Genomic DNA, 20048 nt, shown 5'->3' with positions numbered 1-20048 from the left:
GCCTCGGATTCGTTAGAGCGTTTTGGCGAAGGCTTCGATGTCGGCGGGTGCTCCGATCGCGGTCGCGGCAAGATCGGGCTCGATGCGCTTGGCAAGGCCGGTCAGGACCTTGCCGGCACCGAGTTCGTAAAGCTGCGTGACGCCCTGCGCCTTCATGTAGCTCACGCATTCGCGCCAGCGCACCATGCCCGTCACCTGCTGCACAAGCAGTTTGGAAATGGTGGCGGCATCGTGGGCAGCAGACGCGGTGACGTTCGCCACCAGCGGGATGCGCGGCGGCGCCATGCGCACCTTGGCCAAGGCTTCCGCCATCGCTTCAGCGGCGGGCTGCATCAGCGCGCAATGGAAAGGCGCACTTACCGGTAGCAGCATCGCGCGCTTGGCGCCCTTGGTCTTGGCGATTTCGACCGCACGCTCGACAGCGGTCTTGGCCCCCGACACCACGACCTGGCCCGGCGCGTTGTCGTTGGCACAGTCGCAGACTTCGTCCGCACCGGTCTCGGGATTGGGGCGCGCGGTCTTGGCAACGTCCTGGGCGACCGCAAGATCGAGACCGAGCAAAGCCGCCATAGCCCCTTCGCCGACGGGAACAGCCTTTTGCATCGCATTGCCGCGCAAGCGCAGCAGGCGTGCCGCATCGCCAAGCGAAAACGTGCCGGCGGCCGCAAGGGCCGAATACTCGCCGAGCGAATGGCCGGCCACGAACGCAACATGCTTGCCGAGATCGAGCTTGGCTTCGCTCTCGAGCACACGAAGTACGGCGATCGACACGGCCATCAAAGCTGGCTGCGCATTGGCGGTCAGCGTCAATTCTTCGGCAGGCCCCTCGAACATGAGCTTCGACAGTTTCTGGCCCAGCGCATCGTCGACCTCCTCGAACACGAGGCGGGCCGCGGCGAAGCTAGTCGCAAGATCGCGGCCCATGCCGGGTGCTTGGCTGCCTTGGCCGGGAAACGTGAATGCGCGCATATCGAAAAAACCTTTGTGGGAGCCATCGCGAAGGTGCCGCGTCCCTACCCTCGCATGGCTGGACAAGTCAAGCCGCACGGTCTACCTACCGCACATCCTTGAAACAGGAGACAACGACATGCGCCGCCGAATCTTTTTGGCTTCCGCCCTGTTCGCCGCCACGTTTGCCGCCGCAAACGCCCAGACCAGCCCAATCGAAGTGCAGGATCCGTGGGCACGTGCGACGTTGGGCCAATCGCGCACGGGTGCCGCATATCTGACGCTGTCGGCAACCGGCCTCGCTGCCGACCGCCTGGTTGCGGCAAGCTCGCCCGTCGCCGCGAAGACCGAGTTGCACAACCACATCATGGTCGGCAACGTGGCGCAGATGCGCCAGGTGGACGCGATCGAGGTTGCGCCCGGCTCGCCCACGCTGCTGCAGCCCGGCGGCCTGCACATCATGCTAATCGACCTCAAGGCACCGCTGCAGGCCGGCACCAGCTTTCCGGTGACGCTGACTTTCGAAAAGGCCGGCACCGTCACTGTGCAGGTGGCCGTGCGCGCTGTCCGCGCCCCAGCCGCACACGGTCACACCCACTAGCCCCCCCGCCAAACCCTTCGCTTGCGGGCGGGGCGGTTTCGTGTATATTCCGCGACCTTCACGACGGGCGGGGCCATATCCCGCCCGTTCTCCTTGCCGACTTCCCGGGCCCCCAATGGGTACAGAAGCCGGTCGGGACCCGGGTTCGCTGCGGCATTCGGCTGCAACGGGCGCTTGGGTCCGAAACCCGAGAGGAGCTGCCGATGGCGTTCTATGAGAACGTGTTCATCGCGCGTCAGGATTTGGCGCAAGCCCAAGTCGACGCGCTCGCCGACCAATTCACCGCCACGCTCAAGGAGCTCGGCGGCGAAGTCAAGAAACGCGAATATTGGGGTCTGCGTTCGCTGACCTTCCGCATCAAGAAGAACCGCAAAGCGCATTACGTGCTGCTGTGCCTCGACGCCCCGCCCAAGGCGGTCGCCGAGATGGAGCGCCAGATGGGCCTCAACGAAGACGTGCTGCGCCTGATGACGGTGCGCGTCGAAACGATCGAGGAAGGCCCCTCGGCGATGATGCAGAAGCGCGACGAGCGCGAAGGCCGCGGCGACCGCGACGGCGGGCGCGAAGGCGGTCGCTTTGGCGAGCGCGACGGCGGTTTCCGTCCCCGTCGGCGCGACAATGAAGGCGGCGATGCCGTCGCAATCGAAGGAGCGATCTGAGCCATGGGCAATCCCTCGAACGAACGTATGTCGGGCGACCGCGGCGAGCGCGGCGGCGAACGTGGCGGCGAGCGCGGTGCGGGCGGCGGCGAAGGCGGCTTCGGCGGCCGGCGTCCGTTTTTCCGTCGGCGCAAATCCTGCCCCTTCTCGGGCCCGAACGCACCGAAGATCGACTACAAGGACATTCGTCTGCTGCAGCGCTTCATCTCGGAGCGCGGCAAGATCGTACCGGCCCGCATCACCGCGGTTTCGGCGCCGAAGCAGCGCGAATTGGCACGTGCGATCAAGCGCGCGCGTTTCCTCGGCCTGCTGCCCTACGTGCTGAGCTAAAGCGCGCGAGCGAGAGACCCGAGAACGCGACCGATGCCGAGCAACTACGCCATGATTGCGGCAGCCGCCGGGGCTGCGAGCGCGTTCGTTTACGCCTCGCTGCTCCTCGGCACGCCTGCCGCTTTCATTCTCGCCTATCTGGCGCAGCTGCCGCTCTATGCGGTCGGTCTGTGGCTGGGGTCGGGGGCTGGCCTTATTGCGTCGGGTGCCGGGATCGTGGTGGCATTCTTGGCGGGCGGGTTCGCCTTCGGCGTGATCTACACGCTCGCCAACACGGCGCCGGTGCTGCTCATCGTGCGCCAGGCGTTGCAATGGCGCACGACCGCGAACGGCAGCGTCGAATGGTATCCGCCCGGCGGCCTCTTGATGTCGCTGGTCGGGTTGGCGTCGGCGCTGTTCGCGATCCTCGTTCTCGCGTTTTCCGGGCAACCGGGCGGGCTTGAAGGCTCGATCGAGACCTTCTTGAACGAAGGCCTTAAGCGTCTCAGCGGGCCGCTCGGCATGGATGCAGCCATGGTCGAAAGATTCGCCGACCAAATGGCGCGCTTCTTCCCCGGCATCATTGCGGTGTCGTGGCTGACCATGTCGGCGGTGAACGGCATCCTGGCACAAGGGCTCCTGTCGCGTTTCAAACGCAACTGGCGCCCCTCGCCGCGCATGTCCGACATCGACCTGCCAATCTGGCTGTCGGGGCTCACCGCTATCTTCGCGGTCGGCGCTTTCCTCGAAGGCCTTGGCGGTTTCGTGTCGAGCAACATGCTGGTGCTTTTTGCGGCCGCCTACAGCTTTGCCGGCCTCAGCGTCGTGCATGCGCTGATCAGCAAACTGCAATGGCGAGGGGCGGCGTTGGGCGCACTCTACGGCGCCATTCTCGTCTTCGGCTGGCCCATTGCCGTAGTCGCAATCCTCGGGCTCATCGAGCCTTACGCAAACCTAAAGGCGCGCGCCGCAGGCGCGCCGCCGCAAGTCTGAACCCAATTCTTACGGAATACGAAGGAGACAAGGCGATGTCCCAGATGGATGTGATACTGCTGCAACGGATCGAAGCGCTCGGCCAGATGGGCGACGTGGTCAAGGTGAAGCCGGGCTATGCCCGCAACTTCCTGCTGCCCACCAAAAAGGCGCTGCGCGCGACCAAGGAAAATCTCGCCTATTTCGAGAAGCAGCGCGTGCAGCTCGAAGCGCAGAACCTGAAGCAGCGCGCCGATGCGCAGGCCGTGGCGGAGAAGATGGGCGAGAATTTCGCCGTCGTCATCATCCGCACGGCCGGCGAAAGCGGCATGCTGTACGGTTCGGTCTCGAGCCGCGACATCGCGGTTGCGATGAAGGACGCGGGCGTGACAGTCGACCGCACGCAGGTTCTGCTCGCCCAGCCCATCAAAGCGCTCGGCTTGTTCAAGACGCGCGTCGCACTCCATCCGGAAGTGACGGTCACGATCACCGTGAACGTCGCGCAGTCGGTTGAAGAAGCCAAGCTCATGGCCGAAGGCAAGGCGCCCAAGCCCCAGGCCGAAGCCGCCCCGCCGGCCGAACTCACGGCAGAGGCTCAAGAAGCGTCGGCCGAAGAAGCGCCGGCTGCCGAAGCCGAAACGGCAGAGAAGCCCGCCAAGAAAGCTAAGAAGAAAGCCAAGGACGAAGCGTAAGCCGCTTTTTTCCAAGTCTTTTGCCGCAAGAACGGCGTCGCCTCGCTCGAGGCGACGCCGTTTTCGTTTTCGCCGACTCGATTGTTTGCGCATACAATTCCCCTAATCCACAGCCCTTCGATTCGATTTTTATTTTCGCACGTCGATTCTTGTTTTAGCGCGTCCGCCGACGCGCCTAAGGTCTGCGCCTCATGGAAACACAAGCAACCGCCAACGTCGCCTTTCTGCCGCAGCGCACGCAAGAAGACGCACCGCTGCAGCGCATTCCGCCGCACAACTTCGAAGTCGAGATGGGGCTGCTCGCAGCCCTCCTCGCCAACAACCGCGCCTACGAAAAAGTCTCCGAGCTGCTGCGCCCCGAGCATTTCGCCGATGCGCGCCACGGCCGCATCTACGATGCAATCGGCAAGCTCGCCCAGAAGGGCCAGCAGGCCAACGCCGCAACGCTCAAGAACTATTTCGAGCATGACGGCGAATTGGCCGACATCGGTGGTGCCGAATATCTCGCACGCTTGCAGGCATCGGCCGTCACGATCATCAACGCGCAAGACTACGCGCAACGCATTTTCGATCTCTATTTGCGTCGCGAACTCATCGACATCGGCACGGACGTCGTCAACGAGGCCTACGCGTTCGACGTCGACAGCGACGCGAATGCCAAGATCGAAAGTGCCGAACAGAAGCTGTTCGATCTCGCCGAAAAGGGCCAGGCCGAAGGCGGCTTCAAAACGTTCAACTCGGCACTGACCGCCGCCATCGACATGGCCACCCTCGCCTTCAAGCGCGACGGAGCGGTCACGGGTGTGACGACCGGCTTTGCCGACATGGACGACAAGCTCGGCGGCCTTCACAAATCGGATCTGCTGATCGTCGCAGGCCGCCCTTCGATGGGCAAAACAGCCCTTGCGACGAAGCTTGCCTTCAACGCGGCCCTCGCGCGCCAGCAATGGATCGAGCAAGCCATGCGCGACGGCCGCGACCTCGACGACCCCGAGGCCGACGGTGCGGTGGTGGCGTTCTTCTCGCTCGAAATGTCGGCCGAGCAGCTCGCCAACCGTCTCTTGTCCGAGCGCGTCGAGATCCCGTCCGACAAGATTCGGCGCGGCGAAGTGGCAGGCGAGGATTTCCCGAAATTCGTGCAGGCGGCGCAAGAGCTCGCTTCCCTGCCCTTGCATATCGACGACACGCCGGCTTTGTCTGTCTCAGCCGTGCGCACGCGCGCGCGCCGCCTGAAGCGCACGCACGGGCTCGGCCTCATCGTGATCGACTATTTGCAGCTTCTGTCGCCCCCGCCCGGCATGCGGGCCGAGGGCCGCGTGCAGGAAATCTCGGCCATCACGCGCGGCCTCAAGGCGCTTGCCAAGGAACTCGACGTGCCGGTTATGGCGCTCTCGCAGCTCAGCCGTGCGGTCGAACAGCGCGAAGACAAACGCCCGCTGCTGTCGGACTTGCGTGAATCGGGCACCATCGAGCAGGACGCCGACGTCGTGATGTTCGTCTATCGCGAGGAATACTACCATTCGCGCGCCGAACCCGGACGGCGTCCCGAAGAGGACGAAAGCAAGTTCAACGAACGCCATCAAAAATGGCAAGAGCGCGGCGAGCAGATCATGAATATCGCCGAAGTGATCCTCGGCAAGCAGCGCCACGGCCCGATCGGCACCGTGCGCCTGCGCTTCGACGGCCAGTTCACGAAGTTCTCCGACCTCGCCCCCTCCGACCATCTGCCGGAAGTTTATGAGTGAGGCTGGCCCCGCGTCGCTGCTGACGGTCGATTTGGCGGCAGTGGCGGCGAACTGGCGCGCCCTTGCCGCACGCGCAGCCCCGGCCAAATGTGCCGGCATCGTCAAAGCCGACGGCTACGGCCTGGGTGCTGGTCCGGTTGGGCGTGCGCTCTATCGTGCGGGCTGCCGCACGTTCTTTGTGGCGAGGCTCAGCGAGGCCGTGGCGTTGCGCGAATTCGTGACCGACGATGCGCGCATCTGCGTGCTCGACGGTCTAATGCCGGGCGAAGAAGAGATTTACTCGCGGCGCAATCTTACGCCCGTACTCAACGATCCAGGCCAGATCACGCGCTGGCACGCCGCCGCACGCCGCCGGGGCGACAGTCTCGATGCATTCGTGCATTTCGACACCGGCATGTCGCGCCTAGGTCTGACGCCCGCCGAAACCCAGGCGCTGATCGCGGACCAAACGGCCCTTGAAGGCCTCAAGCTGGTCGCCGTGATGAGCCATCTGGTCAGCTCCGAGGAGCCGGACAATCCGCTCAATGCGGTTCAACTCGAACAATTCCGCAAAATTCGTGTGGCTTTTCCCGCCGCCAAAGCGAGTTTTGCCAATTCCTCAGGCGTGTTTCTCGGGGCCGGCTACTGGTTCGACCAGATCCGACCGGGCTGCGCGATCTACGGGATAAACCCCACGCCAGCGCAGCAAAACCCGATGGCGTGCGTAGCGACGCTGCAGGCGCGCATCCTGCAAGTGCGCGAAATTGACCGCTCCCAGACCGTTGGCTATGGTGCGACGTGGCAAGCGAGTCGCCCGACGCGCGTTGCCACGATCGCCTGCGGTTATGCCGACGGTTGGTTGCGTTCGCTTTCGGGTCGCGGCCAGGCGTCGCTGCGCGGGCAGACGGTTCCCTTCATCGGCCGCGTTTCGATGGATCTGGTCACGCTCGATGTTTCGGGCGTGCCCGCAGCACAACCGGGCGAGATGGTCGAACTCATGGGTCCGCAAATCTCCGTCGACAGCGTCGCCGACCGCGCCGGCACAAACGGCTACGAGGTGCTGACACGCTTGGGCGCCCGCATCGCGCGCAACTATCGGGAATTGGGCGCATGAATCCGCTGGCGACGGTCGGGCGATTCTTCATCGCGTTCCTGCAGCAGATCGGCGAGCTCACGATTTTCGCGGGCCGCGCGATTTCGCATTGCGTGCGCCCGCCCTTCTATTTCCGCCATATCGGCCGCCAGATGCTCGACATCGGCTACTACTCGCTGCCCGTCGTCGGTCTCACCGCTTTGTTCACAGGCATGGTGCTGGCGTTGCAAAGCTATACGGGCTTCGCGCGTTTCTCGGCCGAGGGTGCAGTTGCAACCGTGGTGGTGCTGTCGGTCACGCGCGAATTGGGGCCGGTCATTGCGGGCCTCATGGTCGCAGGCCGCATCGGCGCCTCGATCGCCGCCGAAATCGGCACGATGCGCGTGACCGAGCAGATCGACGCGCTCTACACGCTCTCGACCAACCCGATGAAATACCTGGTGGCCCCGCGCATCATTGCGGGCGTGCTCACGCTGCCGCTGCTCGTGATCGTGGCCGACATTATCGGCGTGTTCGGCGGCTATGTGGTCGGCGTCTATAAGCTAGAATTCAACGCCGCCGTCTATCTCAAGCAGACCTTCGATTTCCTCGAATTCATGGACGTGTTCTCCGGCCTCGTCAAAGCCGCCGTGTTCGGCTTCATCATCACGCTGATGGGCTGCTACCACGGCTACCGCTCGGACGGCGGGGCGCAGGGCGTTGGCCGTGCCACGACCAACGCCGTCGTCTCGGCCTCGATCCTGATCCTGGTGTTCAACTACGCGATCACCGAAATCTTCTTTGCCACGCGCTGAAGGGGATCTTGATGGCCGACACGCCCAAAATCGAAATTCGCGGATTGAAAAAGCGCTTTGGCAGCAAAGTGGTGCTCGACGGGCTCGATCTCGATGTCGGCAATGGCGAGTCCGTCGTAATCATCGGCGGTTCAGGTACCGGCAAATCCGTGCTGCTGAAATGCATCTTGGGATTGCTCGACCCCGAAGCGGGCTCGATCAAAGTCGACGGGCAGGAAGTGATCGGCCTCTCGACGCGCGAGCGCGAACAGGTGAACCGCAAATTCGGCATGCTGTTCCAGTCGGCAGCGCTGTTCGACTCCTTGTCGGTCTGGGAGAATGTCGCGTTCGGTCTGATCTCAGCACAAGGCAAGTCCAAAAAAGACGCCAAGCCCATCGCCATCGAGAAGCTGGCGCAAGTCGGCTTGCCGCCTCAAGTCGGCGAGTTGCAACCGTCCGAGCTTTCGGGCGGCATGCGCAAGCGCGTGGGCCTTGCGCGCGCCATCGCAACGCAGCCCGAGATCATCTTTTTCGACGAGCCGACGACCGGCCTCGACCCGATCATGTCCGACGTGATCAACGATCTGATCGTCGATTGCGTGCATCGCCTGGGGGCGAGCGCTTTGTCGATCACACACGACATGGCGAGTGCGCGCAAAATCGCGCACCGCATCGCGATGCTCTACCAGGGCAAGATCATCTGGCAAGGCCCGGTCGGCGATATCGACAGATCGGGCAACGCGCATGTGGACCAATTCATCCACGGCCGCGCCGACGGCCCGATCCGCATGCAGATTCCGGTCTAGGCAGGACAATGGCCCGCGCAACCGCGCGCTACGTCTGCCAGGAATGCGGAGCGGTGCACCCCCGTTGGTCGGGCAAGTGCGACGCTTGCGGCGGCTGGAACACGATCGTCGAAGAAGCCGCCCCGGACGTCGCCCCCAAAGGCGTTTCGCCCAAGGGCGGCAAACGCGTGACCTTCGTCGATCTCGAAGGCGAGAGCGAACAGGCCCCGCGCCGCACCACGGGCATTGCCGAGCTTGACCGCGTGCTCGGCGGCGGGCTCGTCAAAGGCTCGGCCGTGCTAGTCGGCGGCGATCCGGGGATCGGCAAATCGACGCTGCTGCTGCAGGCCGCCGCCGCTTTGCCCAAGGGTGCGCGCGTTGCCTACATCTCGGGCGAAGAAGCTGTCGATCAGATCCGCATGCGCGCCACGCGCCTCGGGCTTGCCAAAGCCAAAGTGGCCCTCGCCTCTGCCACCAACGTGCGCGATATCTTGGCCACACTCGACAGCGGCGAAGCGCCCGATCTTGCGATCATCGATTCGATCCAGACCATGTATATCGACCAGCTCGACAGCGCGCCCGGTACGGTTGCCCAAGTGCGCGCCTCGGCGGCCGAGCTCATAAGGCTCGCCAAGCGGCGCGGCATCGCCGTGATCCTCGTGGGCCACGTGACCAAAGAAGGTACCATCGCGGGCCCGCGCGTGCTCGAGCATATGGTCGATACGGTGCTCTATTTCGAAGGCGAGCGCGGCCACCAGTTCCGCATCTTGCGCGCGGTCAAAAACCGCTTCGGCCCGACCGACGAGATCGGCGTGTTCGAGATGACCGATGCCGGCCTCTCGGAAGTGCCGAATCCGTCGGCGCTCTTTTTGGCCGAGCGCCGCGGCGAAGTGTCGGGGGCTGCCGTCTTTGCGGGCATGGAGGGCACGCGGCCCGTGCTCGTCGAAATCCAAGCCCTCGTCGCCCCCAGTGCTTACGGCACGCCGCGCCGGGCCGTGATCGGCTGGGATTCGGGCCGGCTGGCGATGGTCATCGCCGTGCTCGAGACGCGCTGCGGCCTCGCCTTCGGTGGGGCGGACGTGTATCTCAACGTCGCGGGCGGCTTGCGCATCGGCGAACCGGCGGCCGACCTTGCCGTGGCAGCGGCCCTGATCTCGGCCCTCACCGACACGCCCGTGCCCGGCGAAAGCGTGGTTTTCGGCGAAATCGGCTTGTCGGGCGAGGTGCGCGCCGTGGGCCAGACCGAGGCACGCCTCAAAGAAGCCGCCAAACTCGGCTTTGCCCGCGCCTTGTGCCCGCCGCGCGGCAAACGCGGGGCGCCTGTTCAGGGGATCGCAACCAGCGAGTTGCGCCTGTTGAGCGACCTGGTCGAGGCGTTGGGCAATCCCACGCCGCGGCGCATGGCCCGGCCCGGATAAACTGGTATTCTCGCCGGGAAATGCTCGATTCGCTGCCCATCAACCTGTTCGACGCGATCGTCCTCGGCGTGGTGCTGTTGTCGGCACTGGTCGCGCTGCTGCGCGGCTTCGTCAAGGAAGTGCTGAGTTTGGCGGCTTGGGCGGGTGCCGTTCTCGTCACTTTGTGGGGTTTTGCGCTCGCCCGCCCCTATTTTCGCACTTTCATCGACAATCAATTGCTGGCGGATGCGGCAACCTTGGTGGCCCTTTTCATCGTAAGCCTCATCGTTTTTGCCATGATCGCACATGGTACCTCGGCGCTGGTCCGCCGCTCGCAAAGCCTCACGGCCGTGGACCGGTCGCTGGGCTTCGTTTTCGGCATCTTCCGGGGGGCGATCCTGCTGGGGCTCGGCTGGCTGGCGCTGGCCTGGGCGATCCCCAGCGAAAAGCGGCCCGACTGGATTTTCGAAGCCAAAACCCGGCCCGCAGTCGAGCAGGTCGCCGAGTTTCTGGTCGGCCTCGCCCCGCCCGAATTCCGCGGCCAGGTGCGCACGGCAGGCGAACAGGCCCAACGCGGCAGCGACGCTTTGCGGGCACTGCAGCAATTGCAGCCGAATTCCCCTTCACAGCCCGGCGAAACCGGCTATAAACGCGAAGAAGTGCAGGGGCTGGAACAGCTGCTTGACCGCGTCCGTCCCGCCGCACCGAGCCGCTAAATCCGCAGTCTTTGTGCGGTTGCGATAATGCAACCGTCTTGGGGGCCGTATGAACGTCTCGACCAATCCGTTTGACGACGACAAACTCAAGGAAGAATGCGGAATTTTCGGCATTCTCGGCCATAAGGACGCGGCCGCCCTTGCGGCCCTCGGCCTCCATGCGCTGCAGCATCGCGGCCAGGAAGCGGCCGGCATCGTCGCCTTCGACGGGGCGCAGTTCCACACGCACCGCGCGGTCGGTTTGGTCGGCGACAATTTCGGCGACGAAAAGATCATCGCGAGCCTGCGCGGCGACAGCGCCATCGGCCACACGCGCTACGCCACAAGCGGCGGCACCATCCTGCGCAACATCCAGCCGCTGTTCGCCGAGTTCGAGTTCGGCGGTTTCGCGCTCGGCCACAACGGCAACCTCACGAACGCGGACGCACTTCGCCGCGGCCTCGTCAAGCGCGGCTCGATCTTCCAATCGACGACCGACACCGAAGTCATCATCCATCTGATGGCGCAGGCGCAGGGCGATTTCGTCACGCGACTGATCGCGGCCCTCAACCAAGTCGAGGGTGCCTACTCGCTGACCTGCATCGCCAAGGACACGATCATCGCCGTGCGCGATCCGCGCGGCGTGCGCCCGCTGGTGCTGGGCAAGCTCGACGATGCGTGGATATTCACATCCGAGACCTGCGCGCTCGACATTATCGGTGCAACCTACGTGCGCGATCTCGCAGCCGGCGAAATGGTGATCCTGGATCGCTCTGGCATCCGCTCGCTGATGCCGTTCCGGCCTGAGAAGAAGCGCTTCTGCGTGTTCGAGTACATCTATTTTGCGCGTCCCGACAGCGTCATGGAGGGCGTGTCGGTCTACGAAGCGCGCAAGCGCATCGGTGCCGAACTCGCGCGTGAAAGCGGCGTGGCGGCCGATCTCGTCGTCCCCGTGCCCGACAGCGGCGTGCCGGCCGGCCTCGGCTACGCGCAAGAATCCGGCATCCCCTTCGATCTCGGCATCATCCGCAACCACTATGTCGGCCGCACCTTCATCGAACCCACCGACCACATCCGGCATCTGGGCGTGAAGCTCAAGCACAACGCCAACCGCGCAGGCCTCACCGGCAAGCGCGTGATCCTGGTCGACGATTCGATCGTGCGCGGCACGACGTCCAAGAAAATCGTCGAGATGGTGCGCCAGGCCGGTGCGACCGAAGTGCATATGCGCATCTCCTCGCCGCCGACGACGCACTCGTGTTTCTTCGGCGTCGATACGCCCGAACGCAGCCAGCTTTTGGCGGCGAAATACGACGTGCCGGCGATGGCGAAGCTCATCGGCGTCGACAGCCTCGCCTTCATCTCGATGGACGGGCTCTATCGCGCGATGGGCGAGCGCGGCCGCGACAAGGCGAGCCCGCAATTCTGCGACGCGTGTTTCTCGGGTGAATATCCGATCCGCCTCACGGACGTCGAAGAGCGCGGCGACCGTCCCGCCCAAGCAAGCCTTTTGGAAATCGCGTGACGAACCAGCCGCGTCTCAAGGGCCGTATTGCCGTCGTCACCGGCGCTTCGCGCGGCATCGGGCGCGCGGTCGCGTTGCGCTTTGCCCAAGAGGGCGCACATGTCGTGGCGCTGGCACGTACCGTGGGAGCGCTTGAGGAACTCGACGACGCGATCGTTGCGGCCGGCAGTTCGGCGACACTCGTGCCGATCGACTTGGCCGAACTCGATCGGCTCGATTCACTCGGGCCCTCGCTTTACGAGCGCTTCGGCAAGGTTGACGTGTTCGTCGCCAACGCGGGCGCACTTGGCACGCTCGGGCCGATCACGCACCAAGCGCCCGGCGAGTGGGAAGACGTGATGCGCCTCAACGTGCACGCCAATTGGCGGCTCATGCGCACGCTCGAACCCGCCTTGCGCCTGTCGGATGCGGGTCGCGCCATTTTCGTGACATCGGGTGCGGCCAAGGCCAAGCGTGCCTATTGGGGCTCGTATGCTGTGACCAAGGCCGCCCTCGAAGCGATGGCCACGACCTGGGCGGCCGAGCTCGAGACCACCAATATCCGCGTCAATCTTCTGTCGCCGGGCCCGATCGCGACGCGCATGCGCGCCGCCGCCTTTCCGGGCGAGAACCCAGACACGTTGCGCCAACCTGACGACATCGCAGACTATTTCGTCGATCTCGCGGCGCCAGACTGCACGCGCCACGGCGAGCTGGTCGAGATCGCGCCGTGACCGCCGTCGGCCCGATCGAGCTCGTCCGCCTGCGCGTGCGCGATCTCGAGGCCGCGAAGAACTTCTACGGCAATCTTCTTAAACTCACCCTCGTCGCCGCCGACACGCAGATGGCGATTTTCGATACGGGCCAAGCCAAGCTTGTGATCGAACAAGGAACCGCTGCGCCGTCCGCTGCGATCGAACTTGGCTTTACGGTCGCGAGCGTCGAGACGGCCGTCGCCGCCGCAATCGCGGCCGACATCAAAATCCTCGCGCCGCCCGCGACCGAAGCTTGGGGCGGTCGCGTTGCCGCCATCGCCGATCCCGATGGCAACCGCCTGTCCCTGATCCAGTATCCCTGAACTTTCCAACCGGAGTATTCGAACCATGGCTCTTTCGATGTACCAGGCAAGCGTCCCCGCTTTCGTTCAGATGCTGACGGCACTCTCGAACATCCTCGACAAGGCCGCCGCTTTCGCTGCTGCCAAGAAGGTCGATCCGACGGTGCTGCTGAATTCGCGCCTCGCCCCCGACATGTTCCCGCTCACGCGCCAGATCCAGATCGGTGCGGATTTCGCCAAGGGCCCGATGGCGCGCCTTGCGGGCCTCGAAGTGCCGAAATACGACGACAACGAAACTACGATCGACGCCCTCAAGGCCCGCATCGCCAAGACGCTCGACTACGTGAAGAGCTTCAAGCCCGAGCAGATCGACGGCAGCGAGACGCGTGCGATCAATCTAACGGTCGGCGGCCAGCCGCTGACGCTCACGGGCCAGGATTATCTCGTCAATTTCGCGCTGCCGAACTTCTATTTCCACCTTACGGCCGCGTACGCGATCCTGCGCCACAACGGCATCGAGATCGGCAAGCGCGACTATATGGGCCGCACGTAAGCCCTATTCGCGGCTTCGTTTGCTGTCGTAGGGGTTGTTGGAGGCGCGCATCTGCAGGCGCACCACAACCCCTTGCAGCCCGAACGTCTCGCGCAGCGAGTTGACGAGATAGCGCTGATAGTCGTCGGGCAGCGAGACGAGCTTGTTGCCGAACAGCGCGAAGGTCGGCGGGCGCTGGGCCACTTGGCGCATGAAGCGCGGCCGCGGACGCCGGCCCTCGACGATCGGCGGCGGGTGTTTCTGGATCACGCCCTCGAGCCAACGATTGAGCTTCGGCGTCGGGAGATCGGCGTTCCAGCGGTCGTGCATTTCGATCACGGCCGCCATCAGATCGTCGAGTTTGCGGCCCTGCAATGCCGAGACGGTCGCGAAAATCACGCCCTTGATCTGCGGCAACGAAATCTCGAGCCGGTCGCGCAACTTGCGCAAGGCGGCCTGCGGATCGTCGACGATATCCCATTTGTTGGCGCACACGACGACCGCACGGCCCTCTTCGGCCGCCAGGCGCGCGATCTGCAGATCCTGGTTCTCGAGCATCATCGTCGCGTCGAGCACGAGAACGCACACATGCGCCTCGCGGATGTTGCGAATCGTTTCGCCCGCCGACATTTTTTCGAGCTTTTCGTCGATGCGCGCGCGCCGACGCAAGCCCGCCGTGTCGATCAGGCTGAAACGCCGTCCGTTCCATTCGAAGGGCGTGGCGATGGAATCGCGCGTCGTGCCCGGCTCGGGGCTGGTGAGCATGCGCTCTTGCCCCAGCAGCCGGTTGACCAGCGTGGATTTGCCGACATTGGGCCTGCCCACCAGCGCCACGCGAATGTCGGGCTTCGCCCCTTCGACCGGTTCGGGCTCGGGCGCGTCGTAGTCTTCGATCGCCTCGGGCGGCGCCAAAGCGCGCATCGCCTCGTGCAGATCGGCAAAGCCTTCGCCGTGCTCGGCAGACAGCGCGATGGGCTCGCCCAGCCCCAAGCCCGCCGCTTCGGCAACGCCGAATCCTGTGCGCGCGGCACTCTCGGCCTTATTGGCGATGACCAAAGTGGGTTTGCCGCTCTTGCGCAGCCAGTTGGCGAAATGTTTGTCGTGCGGGGTGAGCCCGTCGCGCGCGTCGACCACGAACAGGGCGAGGTCGGCATCTGCCACTGCGCGCTGGCTCTGTTCTGTCATGCGCGCGGCCATTGTCTTGGGGGCGGCTTCTTCGAGCCCGGCCGTGTCGTAGATCGTGAAGCGCAGATCGCCCACGCGCCCTGCCCCTTCGCGCCGGTCGCGCGTGACGCCCGGTGTGTCGTCCACGAGGGCGCGCTTGCGCCCGATCAAACGATTGAACAGCGTGGACTTGCCGACATTCGGCCGTCCCACGATCGCCACACGCCACGTCATTCAGTGCGGCCTTTTCATCGATAGGCGACCAAGTCGCCGTTGTCCGTCATTACATAAACTGTGCGGTTTGCGGCGATCGGCGCCACTTCGACGCCGTCGGGCATCGAAAGCTGCTGCACGACGCGGCCCGTCGTCGCGTCGATGGCGACGGCTTTGCTGATCGAGTTGGCCACGAACACGCGCCCGCCTGCCACGACCGGGGCCGTCCACACGATGCGCCCGCGCTTGCGCTGCTCGTCGGTGTAGCCCCCGAGGGCGGTGACCCAAACCACGCGCCCGTCGCGGCGCTGCAGGCATGCAATGTCGCCGTCGACGCCCATCACGAACACGTAATCGCCCGCGACCCAGGGCTGGTTCAGCGAGCCGATTTCCTGCTCCCACAGCCGCGCGCCCGAGCGCATGTCGATCGCCACGGTGCGGCCCGATTGGGTCGAGACGATCGCCATGCCGCGGTCAATGGCGGGCGTGCCGCGGATGTCGGCCATGCCGGAAATCTGGCCCGTCCGGATAACGCCCGAAAGCGTGTCGGACCACAGCACGCGGCCGGTTTCGGCGCGTAGCGCAAACAACTCGCCCGACGAATAGCCGACCAAGACCGTACCGCCTTCGACGACCGGGCTGCTGGCGCCCACAAAGCCTGCCGATTCCGCGATGCCGGTATGGCTCCAAAGACGGCGCCCCGTCTCGGCATCGAGCGCGAAAGTCTGGTTGTCGATGGTCGAGACGAACACGCGCCCGCCCGCGATCGCCGGACCCGAGCGACCGGGGGCGCTCATCTGGAAGCGCCAGATTTCGCGGCCGCGCTCGACGTCGAGCGCAATAAGTTGGCCGTAGCCGGTCGCAAAATAAATGCGGTTCCCGGCGACCGAGGCTCCGCCGCCCGAGCCGCCGCCACTGCGGTCGCGCGCAGGCTCAGCGTCGAACGTCCACAGCCGCGAACCTGTCGCCGCATCCACGGCGGTCAACTGCGATTCCGCATCGACCGCAAAAACACGACCGCCGGCGACGACCGGCACGCCCGTCACGCGGCCCGCACGGCTGTTGCCTGCACCGATCGACACGCGCCATGCCGAGCGGAGCCCCTCGACCTGAACATTGCCCGCCAACTGGCCCGGCAGCCCTTGCGGCTGCGGCCATTCGCGCAGGTCGACGGCAGGCGGCAATTGGACCGTATGGCCCACCAAACGTTCGTCGGGCTCGAGCTTGCGGTCGATCGCCAGCACAGGCACGCGATCGCCCGGAAGCGGCCGCTTGTAGTTGCTGCCGAGCCAATCGCAGCCGCTTGCCATAACGGCGACGGCGGCCAGCAGAACCAAGGTTTTGCGCTTCGTCATGGGGGGATCGCCGCAGCTCAACCGTCGAGGGCTGCCAGCATTTCGCTGGCGCGCTGGCGAAGGCCTGCCGGGGCTGCAAGATCATCGGCCAATTGGCGATAAAGTTCGGCCGCACGCACGCGGTCGCCTGCGCGCAGATGTGCCAGCGCTTCGATCTCGCGCGCGGCATGGCGCCAGGGGCCGGTCGGCGTCTGGAGCGCTTGAACCGCCCGCACCGCATCGCCGGGGCTCGCCGTATCGACCGCAAGCAGCGTCGCAACCAGCGTGGCAGCATCGCGCAGTTGCGCGTCGAACGTGGTGTCGCCGGCGATCGCGCGATATTGGGCGATGGCATCGGCCGCATCGCCGCCCGATGCCGCAAGCGACGCCGCCTTGAGGCGCGCCAAGGCGGCATAGCCGGCCTGCCCGTCGCGCGCGATGGCGCGCAGCTCGACCAATGCGCGGGAAGCATCTTCCGACCCGAGGCGTGCGGCCTCGGCAAAGCGCAGCGCATCGGCCTCGGTGCGCTTGCGCGAATAGTCCTGCCAAAGCACGTAGCCGGCCGTCGCCAGCACGATGGCAACCGCCACGCCACCGATCAGCGGTGCGAACTTCTTCCACAGCTTCAGCGCGCGCTCGCGCCGCAGATCTTCGCTGACTTCGTCAAAAACGTCGGCCACGGTGCCTCGATCTCGAAAGTTCCAAAAAGCGCGCCAAACTAGCGGGTTCTGCCGTTCGGCGCAAATCGCGTTTAGCGTTGCGCTTTGAGCGCTTCAAGCCGCTCAAAGGCATGGATGTAGGGCTCCATATTCACCCGCCGCTCGACCGCAGCAGCCCCGCCCATGGTGGTCAGCGACATCTCCAAGGCTTTGAGAAGAATTTCCGCGCATTCGAGCGCACCGGCATCGCATGCTTGCTCGAAGGCCAACAGAATCTTGTCGCTGAGACGTCGCGTGTAAACCGTCATCCGGGTCCCCGTAGGCCGACCAAGATGACGGTTCGAACGCGGCCTGTCAAAGCAAGCGGATGTAGCGCGCTTCGCGCCCGCGCGGTGTGACCACGTAAGACGTGCGCACCAACTGGTCCAGATCGACCGACGGCACGCCCGAGCGGCGCAGGACGGCTGCATTAACGAACACGTCTTTGCCGCCGTCGTTGGCGACGACAAAGCCGTAGCCCTTCTCGGGCGAATACCATTTGATCTTGCCCTCGACGTCGATCGCACCGGCGAGGTCCACATCGTCGCGTTCGCGGAAGCTGCCGCCGCCACCGGGACCGCGCGGCGCACGCGGGCCGCGCGGGCCGCCAGGGCCCGCACTCGGACCGCCGGCACCGCCGCCAGTCCCTGCGCGCCCATCGACCTCGTGGACGCGCATGACTTGCGGTCCCTTTTTGCCGGGACCGACTTCGCATTTGATTTTGGCGCCCTCGGCCGGCGGCGGCAGTCCTGCCTGCTCAAGCGCTGCGGCGTGCAGAAACACGTCCGGCGAACCGTCGGTGGGGGCGATGAAGCCGAAGCCTTTTGTGGTGTTGAACCATTTGACGACCGCTTCGATGGTCTTGGTCGGGCCGGGATTGAACGGAGGCATCTTTGAAGGGGTACTCCTGAAATTGAAAACACGACAAGGCGGCACCGGCCGCCCGATCGGACGCACAAACTACTGAAAATCGCGCCTGCGCGCCATGGGGGAATTGGCGGCTACAGCCGTTCGAGAAACGCCTCGGCCTCGGCGACGATTGCGGCCTGGCGGTCGGCAGGCCACGCCGCCAGCGTGCGATAGGGCATCGCCATGCGCGGATTGCCCGCAAGGCGTTCCTTCTGGCGGATCAAAAACGCCCAATAAAGATAGTTGAACGGGCAGGCTTGTGGGCCGGTCTTCTGCTTCACGTCGAACGCGCAGCGCCCGCAGAAATCCGACATGCGGTCGATGTAGGCTCCCGACGCGGCATAGGGTTTCGAGGCCATCTTGCCGCCGTCGGCAAACACGGCCATGCCGAGCGTGTTCGGCATCTCGACCCATTCGTACGCGTCGGCATAGACGGCCAGATACCAGCGCTCGATCTCGTGCGGCGCAATGCCGGCCAGAAGTGCGAAATTGCCGGTTACCATCAAGCGCTGGATATGGTGCGAATAGGCATGGCGCTTGGTCTGGTCGACCGCCTGGGCAAGGCAACGCATCGGCGTGTCGCCGGTCCAGTAGAAATCCGGCAATCGGCGTGTCGCGGCGAGGGCGTTAGAATCCGCATAGTCCGGCATCAGCGTCCAATAGACGCCGCGCACATATTCGCGCCAACCCAGGATCTGACGCACAAAACCTTCGACCGCGTTGAGCGGCGCCGCCCCTGCCCGATACGCCGCCGCCGCCGCCGCACAGATTTCCTGCGGGGAAAGCAGACCCAGGTTGAGCGGCGGTGCGATCAGCGAATGGAACAGGAAGGGCGCATCGGCGCGCATTGCGTCCTGGTAGTCGCCGAATTGCGGCAAGGCGTTTGCTACGAAATCGTCGAGCGCTTGCAGCGCGTCTGCACGCGTGACCGGCCAGCCAAATTCGTCGAGCGTGCCGAAATGGTCGCCGAAATGGCGCTCGACCAATGCCATCACATCGCGCGTCGTGGCGTCGGGAGCGAAGCGCCGGCGTGTCGGTGTTGCAACTGAGGCCGGCAGCTTTTTGCGGTTCTCGGCGTCGAAATTCCAATCGCCGCCGACGGGGTCGTCGCCATCCATCAGGATCGCATGTTCGCGCCGCATCTCGCGGTAGAAATGCTCCATGCGCCAGCCGCGCCGCCCTTTTGCCCAGTGCGCGAAGCGCGTGCGGCTCGCAAAGAACCGATCGTCGGCAAAAAGCTCGAGCGCGCAGCCCGTCGCGTTTTGCCAGCCCTCGGCCATCTTCAGCATGCGCCATTCGCCTGGCTCGGTCGCGACGATGCGCGTCGGGCGATGGCGTTTGGCCGCACGCACGATCTCGGATGTGAGCGTGCCCGTATTGGCCGGATCGTCGAGCGCCACATAGTCGACCGCGATCCCACGCGCCCGCAATTCGGCCGCAAAATGCCGCATCGCCGACAGCACGAGCACGATCTTCTGTTTGTGGTGGCGAACGTAGGTCCCCTCGGCCGCCACCTCCATCATCAGCACCACGTCGTGCGCCGGATCGAGATCGCGCAGGGCCGACAGGCCGATCGACAGCTGGTCGCCAAGCACGATGCGAAGCGTCTTCACGGCTTTGCAGCCGGACCCGCCCGGCGGCAACGCTCCGAGCAGTATTTGACGTTGGCCCAATCGCGCGCCCATTTCTTGCGCCACGCGAAAGGCTTGCCGCACTGGACGCAGATCTTGGACGGCAGATCGGATTTCGAGCGCATCTTCGGCATGACGCCGAGGGATTTCGGTCGACCACAACCATCTGTCAACCGGTAGCCTTGCGAAACTTGCGGAAATATATCGGCGGCAAAACCAGAAAACCGATATAATCGGTAAACAGGGTCGGTTTTGGCCTGGGCAGAATTTATTGGCGCTTTACGACCTGCCCTGCGCGACCGACGGCACTGTCGAAGATTTTCGGCATGCGCGCGACGCAGCAGCGCCGCGCGAATTA

At 64.8% G+C, this 20048-nt stretch carries 23 protein-coding genes; 15 read left to right on the top strand and 8 right to left on the bottom strand.

Annotated features, from left to right (window positions below; all coding sequences use genetic code 11):
- Window positions 1–12 precede the first annotated feature (12 nt).
- A complete protein-coding gene (gene fabD, locus O9320_11700) occupies window positions 13–969 on the bottom strand; it encodes an ACP S-malonyltransferase (GenBank protein MCZ8311514.1) in 957 nt (318 codons plus the stop codon).
- A gap of 118 nt (window positions 970–1087) precedes the next feature.
- Here fabD and O9320_11695 point away from each other — a divergent pair, with 118 nt between their 5' ends.
- From O9320_11695 to O9320_11625, 15 genes are all read left to right on the top strand, one after another.
- On the top strand, window positions 1088–1549 hold the full coding sequence (locus O9320_11695) for a copper chaperone PCu(A)C (GenBank protein MCZ8311513.1): 462 nt from the start codon (window positions 1088–1090) through the stop codon (window positions 1547–1549).
- Between the two features lie 203 nt (window positions 1550–1752).
- Window positions 1753–2208, top strand: coding sequence for a 30S ribosomal protein S6 (gene rpsF / locus O9320_11690; protein MCZ8311512.1), 456 nt, complete (start codon window positions 1753–1755; stop codon window positions 2206–2208).
- 3 nt (window positions 2209–2211) lie between these two features.
- Window positions 2212–2538: a 30S ribosomal protein S18 gene (rpsR, locus tag O9320_11685; protein MCZ8311511.1), complete on the top strand. Its 327-nt coding sequence runs from the start codon at window positions 2212–2214 to the stop codon at window positions 2536–2538.
- Window positions 2539–2571: 33 nt separating this feature from the next.
- Window positions 2572–3510, top strand: a complete 939-nt coding sequence (locus tag O9320_11680) for a DUF2232 domain-containing protein (GenBank protein MCZ8311510.1) — start codon at window positions 2572–2574, stop codon at window positions 3508–3510.
- A 44-nt stretch (window positions 3511–3554) separates the two neighbouring features.
- Entirely contained in the window at window positions 3555–4181 is a 627-nt protein-coding gene (rplI, locus tag O9320_11675) for a 50S ribosomal protein L9 (protein MCZ8311509.1), read from the top strand.
- Between the two features lie 191 nt (window positions 4182–4372).
- Complete coding sequence (locus O9320_11670) at window positions 4373–5926, top strand: replicative DNA helicase (GenBank protein ID MCZ8311508.1); 1554 nt, start codon at window positions 4373–4375, stop codon at window positions 5924–5926.
- Window positions 5919–7019, top strand: a complete 1101-nt coding sequence (gene alr / locus O9320_11665; protein MCZ8311507.1) for an alanine racemase — start codon at window positions 5919–5921, stop codon at window positions 7017–7019. Before O9320_11670 ends, alr begins: the two co-directional genes overlap by 8 nt.
- Window positions 7016–7792, top strand: coding sequence for an ABC transporter permease (locus tag O9320_11660; GenBank protein ID MCZ8311506.1), 777 nt, complete (start codon window positions 7016–7018; stop codon window positions 7790–7792). Before alr ends, O9320_11660 begins: the two co-directional genes overlap by 4 nt.
- A gap of 11 nt (window positions 7793–7803) precedes the next feature.
- Window positions 7804–8577 (top strand): ATP-binding cassette domain-containing protein, encoded by a 774-nt coding sequence (locus O9320_11655; GenBank protein MCZ8311505.1) that lies wholly within the window; start codon window positions 7804–7806, stop codon window positions 8575–8577.
- Between the two features lie 8 nt (window positions 8578–8585).
- Window positions 8586–9974 (top strand): DNA repair protein RadA, encoded by a 1389-nt coding sequence (gene radA, locus O9320_11650; GenBank protein MCZ8311504.1) that lies wholly within the window; start codon window positions 8586–8588, stop codon window positions 9972–9974.
- A gap of 20 nt (window positions 9975–9994) precedes the next feature.
- A complete protein-coding gene (locus O9320_11645; protein MCZ8311503.1) occupies window positions 9995–10669 on the top strand; it encodes a CvpA family protein in 675 nt (224 codons plus the stop codon).
- 49 nt (window positions 10670–10718) lie between these two features.
- Window positions 10719–12173, top strand: coding sequence for an amidophosphoribosyltransferase (purF, locus tag O9320_11640; GenBank protein ID MCZ8311502.1), 1455 nt, complete (start codon window positions 10719–10721; stop codon window positions 12171–12173).
- On the top strand, window positions 12170–12886 hold the full coding sequence (locus O9320_11635; protein MCZ8311501.1) for an SDR family NAD(P)-dependent oxidoreductase: 717 nt from the start codon (window positions 12170–12172) through the stop codon (window positions 12884–12886). The genes purF and O9320_11635 overlap by 4 nt, the downstream gene beginning before the upstream one ends.
- Window positions 12883–13230, top strand: coding sequence for a VOC family protein (locus O9320_11630; protein ID MCZ8311500.1), 348 nt, complete (start codon window positions 12883–12885; stop codon window positions 13228–13230). The genes O9320_11635 and O9320_11630 overlap by 4 nt, the downstream gene beginning before the upstream one ends.
- Before the next feature lie 25 nt (window positions 13231–13255).
- Window positions 13256–13762 (top strand): DUF1993 family protein, encoded by a 507-nt coding sequence (locus tag O9320_11625; GenBank protein ID MCZ8311499.1) that lies wholly within the window; start codon window positions 13256–13258, stop codon window positions 13760–13762.
- A gap of 3 nt (window positions 13763–13765) precedes the next feature.
- On the opposite strand, the gene der is transcribed toward O9320_11625, so the two are convergent.
- From der to O9320_11590, 7 genes are all read right to left on the bottom strand, one after another.
- Window positions 13766–15139 carry a ribosome biogenesis GTPase Der gene (gene der, locus O9320_11620; protein ID MCZ8311498.1) on the bottom strand — a complete coding sequence of 458 codons (1374 nt, stop codon included), beginning with the start codon at window positions 15137–15139 and terminating at the stop codon, window positions 13766–13768.
- A gap of 14 nt (window positions 15140–15153) precedes the next feature.
- The gene (locus tag O9320_11615) at window positions 15154–16473 is read right to left on the bottom strand and encodes a PQQ-binding-like beta-propeller repeat protein (GenBank protein MCZ8311497.1); all 1320 of its coding nucleotides are present in this window, start codon (window positions 16471–16473) and stop codon (window positions 15154–15156) included.
- Window positions 16474–16490: 17 nt separating this feature from the next.
- On the bottom strand, window positions 16491–17132 hold the full coding sequence (locus O9320_11610; protein ID MCZ8311496.1) for a tetratricopeptide repeat protein: 642 nt from the start codon (window positions 17130–17132) through the stop codon (window positions 16491–16493).
- A 71-nt stretch (window positions 17133–17203) separates the two neighbouring features.
- Window positions 17204–17419, bottom strand: coding sequence for a hypothetical protein (locus O9320_11605; protein ID MCZ8311495.1), 216 nt, complete (start codon window positions 17417–17419; stop codon window positions 17204–17206).
- A 46-nt stretch (window positions 17420–17465) separates the two neighbouring features.
- A complete protein-coding gene (locus tag O9320_11600; protein ID MCZ8311494.1) occupies window positions 17466–18041 on the bottom strand; it encodes a cold shock domain-containing protein in 576 nt (191 codons plus the stop codon).
- 110 nt (window positions 18042–18151) lie between these two features.
- The gene (locus tag O9320_11595) at window positions 18152–19672 is read right to left on the bottom strand and encodes a cryptochrome/photolyase family protein (protein MCZ8311493.1); all 1521 of its coding nucleotides are present in this window, start codon (window positions 19670–19672) and stop codon (window positions 18152–18154) included.
- Window positions 19669–19824, bottom strand: coding sequence for a DUF2256 domain-containing protein (locus O9320_11590; GenBank protein ID MCZ8311492.1), 156 nt, complete (start codon window positions 19822–19824; stop codon window positions 19669–19671). The genes O9320_11595 and O9320_11590 overlap by 4 nt, the downstream gene beginning before the upstream one ends.
- Between the last annotated feature and the right edge of the window lie 224 nt (window positions 19825–20048).

This window comes from Magnetospirillum sp., from assembly GCA_027532905.1.
Classification (GTDB): Bacteria; Pseudomonadota; Alphaproteobacteria; order CACIAM-22H2; family CACIAM-22H2; genus Tagaea.
Note: the sequence above shows the minus strand (reverse complement) of the source record. Positions and strands in the feature narration are given on the sequence as shown.